Origin of the sequence: Pseudidiomarina sp. WS423 (assembly GCF_050750165.1) — a bacterium.
Classification (GTDB): domain Bacteria; phylum Pseudomonadota; class Gammaproteobacteria; order Enterobacterales; family Alteromonadaceae; genus Pseudidiomarina; species Pseudidiomarina fusca.
In genome coordinates this window covers 1-1624 of record NZ_JBOJLN010000039.1, presented here as the reverse complement: position 1 = coordinate 1624, position 1624 = coordinate 1, and the positions used below count along the sequence as shown (strand labels likewise).

Annotated in this window: 1 rRNA gene; it reads right to left on the bottom strand. The window is 53.1% G+C overall.

The features are described from left to right. Positions 1–1624, bottom strand: a 23S ribosomal RNA gene (locus tag ACQ661_RS12645); the annotation flags it as partial.

The following is a 1624-nucleotide window of genomic DNA, read 5'->3' as shown; positions in this document are numbered from 1 at the left end:
AGGACAATTACATGTCAGTGAGAGCTTATCTTGAGGCTCGCTTCCCGCTTAGATGCTTTCAGCGGTTATCGATTCCGAACGTAGCTACCGGGCAGTGCCATTGGCATGACAACCCGAACACCAGCGGTTCGTTCACTCCGGTCCTCTCGTACTAGGAGCAACCCCTCTCAACTCTCAAACGCCCACGGCAGATAGGGACCGAACTGTCTCACGACGTTCTAAACCCAGCTCGCGTACCACTTTAAATGGCGAACAGCCATACCCTTGGGACCGACTACAGCCCCAGGATGTGATGAGCCGACATCGAGGTGCCAAACACCGCCGTCGATATGAACTCTTGGGCGGTATCAGCCTGTTATCCCCGGAGTACCTTTTATCCGTTGAGCGATGGCCCTTCCATTCAGAACCACCGGATCACTATGACCTGCTTTCGCACCTGCTCGACGTGTCTGTCTCGCAGTTAAGCTGGCTTGTGCCATTACACTAACCGTACGATGTCCGACCGTACTTAGCCAACCTTCGTGCTCCTCCGTTACTCTTTGGGAGGAGACCGCCCCAGTCAAACTACCCACCAGGCACTGTCCTCACCCCAGATAATGGGGCTAAGTTAGAACATCAAACATACAAGGGTGGTATTTCAAGGATGGCTCCACGTCAACTAGCGCCAACGCTTCATAGCCTCCCACCTATCCTACACATGGAGGTTCAATGTTCAGTGCCAAGCTGTAGTAAAGGTTCACGGGGTCTTTCCGTCTAGCCGCGGGTACACCGCATCTTCACGGCGATTTCAATTTCACTGAGTCTCGGGTGGAGACAGCGTGGCCATGGTTACACCATTCGTGCAGGTCGGAACTTACCCGACAAGGAATTTCGCTACCTTAGGACCGTTATAGTTACGGCCGCCGTTTACCGGGGCTTCGATCAAGAGCTTCGCTTACGCTAACCCCATCAATTAACCTTCCGGCACCGGGCAGGTGTCACACCCTATACGTCATCTTTCGATTTTGCAGAGTGCTGTGTTTTTAATAAACAGTCCCAGCCACCTGGTCACTGCGGCCAGCTCCGGCTCCGTCCGTGTGGACTTCACCAGCTCTGGCGTACCTTCTCCCGAAGTTACGGTACTATTTTGCCTAGTTCCTTCACCCGAGTTCTCTCAAGCGCCTTAGTATTCTCTACCTGACCACCTGTGTCGGTTTGGGGTACGGTCAACATGAACCTGAAGCTTAGAGGCTTTTCCTGGAAGCATGGCATCAACAACTTCGCATCCGTAGATGCTCGTCTCGTATCTCAGTCTTAGCGGTCCGGATTTTCCTAAACCACCAACCTACATACTTTCACCGGGATAACCAACACCCGGCTTGCCTAGCCTTCTCCGTCCCCCCATCGCAGTTCATGTCGGTACGGGAATATTAACCCGTTTCCCATCGACTACGCCTTTCGGCCTCGCCTTAGGGGCCGACTTACCCTACCCTGATTAACATGGGATAGGAAACCTTGGTCTTCCGGCGTGGGGGTTTTTCACCCCCATTATCGTTACTCATGTCAGCATTCGCACTTCTGATACCTCCAGCATGCTTCTCAACACACCTTCAACGGCTTACAGAACGCTCCCCTACCCAGCAAA